Here is a 2,772-nt window from a genome sequence, read left to right as displayed (position 1 = left end):
GTGACCCTGGGCGACTCCGACGGGCTGCTCCCGCTCGGTCTCATCGCCCTGGGCGTGGGCGTCGTGGAGGCCGGGCTGATCTTCCTGCGGCGCTGCCGCGGATCTCCAATGGCAGCGCCGCTGTCGTTGTCCCCTGGTCGCGAGACGGAAGGGAAAGGTCACCAAGCGAAGAGCTAGGGCAATTCATAAGAGACTCCAAGCCATTGCCCGTTCCGGAAGGCGGTCTTCAATCATGTTTCCATCCATCGAGCTGCCACGTCAGTTCGAGACTGGTCAACGCTCGCCTCCCCAACCAGCTTATGTCGCCCTCGGGCGGATACGCTGTAGCGACAAAGAGGTAATCCGGCGGAGAAAACTGCGTCGAGCTCAGCACCGAGAGCGACAACTGTCCAAGTAACTGAAGAAGCGGTTGGCAACACAAGGACTACGAGATGGTCGCCACCGGTTCCCTGGTATCGCCAATCGAGCCGGCGCGTGGACTCGGGCGGAGATCGGCGATGACCGCACCCACGCGCCCATGCCCGACGCCTCCCAGCGTTCACTGGATCAGCCCGTACATTCCGGTCCCCGGCCGCGGCCTCACGGTCGCGTGTCGCGGAATCAAAACGCTGGACTCGCGTCCGTTGTCATGTTCCGGGGCCTATCGGCACTCAACCTCTCATCTGATACTCGCGCCTATTACGACCGGTGAGGAGCCTCTGGCGACGGACACGCCGCCGCTGTCGGCGACCTGTTCAACCGCTTCCTTGGCCGCCTCCAATGCGTTTGCGTTACCGCCTTCCGTCGATCGTCTCAACCGCGGCTTGAATCTTACGCCTATCGGATGTCTTGTCGGTGATGGCGTTCAGCGACGTCGATCAAACTGGCCTTTCGAGCGGCTGTCGTGAACGGCGCCAAGTGGCACGGGCGAAGCCCACGAGCCCACGCGGGACTGGCCAACACGCTCAATCCGAGCTGCTTGCACCTACCACAGTAGTATGGCCATATTTCGGTTACTTGATCGATCGAGTCAGAGCACCGTCCGTGATGGCATGGACCGGCCGTGACGCTCGCGGAACAGTGGCGTACACGCTCGGCGTCCAATTCCGCCGCCTTGGAAGGAGTTCTCATCACGCGATGATCTAACGAGGGGTTACGTGACTTATCCTTAACGCGGCGAGCAAGGCTACGCCGAGCAACCCACCGTCGTTTCCGTGGTGACCGGGACGGACGACGGTTCGGGACCCGATTCTGCGGTGCGATTTGGCCCGGGCTGTGGCGATCGCGGCCTCTACATAGGGGCCTAGGCCGCTTTTGCCTAGGCCCTGTGTTATGTCGACAAGCCCTCCGCCAATGGTGACCAGACCGGGGTTCAGCAAGTTGATCGCATGACTTATGGCGGTGCCCAGCCAGGAACCCGCGGACGCCAGAGCGGTGAGAGCGAACTTGTCGCCTGCCTGGGCCTCGTCTACTAAGTCCCGTAGATCGCGAATGTCGGCCCGACCGCCGAGCGAGGTAAAGTGTCGCAGGATGGCGGGAGCGGCGGCGACCGTCTCGACGCAGCCATACATCCCGCAGCTGCACTCCTTCTGTGTGCTGGCATGCACCTGAAGGTGTCCTAGAAAACCGGCGAATCCATGCTCTCCGGCCATAAGACGTCCTTCGGTCACCAGACCAGCACCCACTCCAGTTCCCACAACCACATGCACAAGCGACCGGGACTCAGTCTGGCTGCAGAACTCGGCCCAAGTCGACGAGCGACCGTCGTTCATGACGTGTATAGAGGAGAGGTGGGGAAATATCTGCCGCAAATCGCTGGACCAATCAATATTGACATAGCCTTCAAAATGCCCCGCATTCAGGACAATTCCCTTTTCATCAACCGATCCGGTGGTGCAGATCGCCAGGTGCTGCTGCGGCGGGACACGATCGCTAGTTTGCTCAGCGACGATGGTTAGCACGGCAGCCCGTAGATCGGCGAACTTGCGCGAGGAGCATTGGACAGGTACGCCGCGTCGCATAACGCGAGCCCTATGTTCCGCCACTTTGATGAGTCCGTGCTTGATCGAAGAGCCACCGATATCAAGTGCGTAAATATTCAATAGAATCATTCCTCATTGCGCAAACCATCCTGTAGATGCATTTTTCGCATCATGCCATGCTCACACCACCACAGCTGGCCTGCGTCGCAACATGCCACGCCACTGCCTACGGCGTCTCCTGTCGCGCGGCTCAAGTCCGACGCTATCAACGAACTCCTCGCCCAGCCAGCTTCGGCAGCGCAAGCCGCGCCTCGCTAGCGGACGATTCCACGATCGCGTTCAAGCGTCCCTCGCGATCTACGACGACGCCATGAACCAAGCCCCTAAATCCTCTTCTCCTGAGGAATCCTCGCAGGTCAGAGACACCTTTCTGTTAAGTAGATCCTCCTGGCCGACTAATCTGTCATGGATCTCGTACGCCGATGCGATGCGAACCCAACCGACGTCCCGCGTACTGGGCCTGCAAAGCCCCGATGGTTGACACGGCGGACTCCGAGTACATCCTGTTCCTTGCGCATGGCACTGAACTATATCGCGTCGATCTCCATTAACACCCGGCAGCATCCAACGCACGTCACTGACGTGATATCAGCGACCTGCCGGCAGATGGTTGTGCTCGAAATGGGGGAGGACGAGGGCCGCGCGGGCGATGTCATTGAGGTGATCTCAGCGAAATAAGCCCGGCGATTGGGATTTCTTGGACGCCGCCGGTGACGTTCCGGGCCTATCGGGAGGAGTCGCCGAAGGCCGG

At 60.4% G+C, this 2,772-nt stretch carries 1 protein-coding gene; it reads right to left on the bottom strand.

Going from position 1 to position 2,772, the window contains the following annotated elements:
- Positions 1-1,121: 1,121 nt before the first annotated feature.
- Entirely contained in the window at positions 1,122-2,090 is a 969-nt protein-coding gene (locus tag ACWEJ6_RS54575) for an ROK family protein (RefSeq protein WP_452433658.1), read from the bottom strand.
- Positions 2,091-2,772 lie beyond the last annotated feature (682 nt).

The organism is Nonomuraea sp. NPDC004702 (genome assembly GCF_053601695.1).
This window is presented reverse-complemented; position numbering and strand designations above follow the sequence as displayed.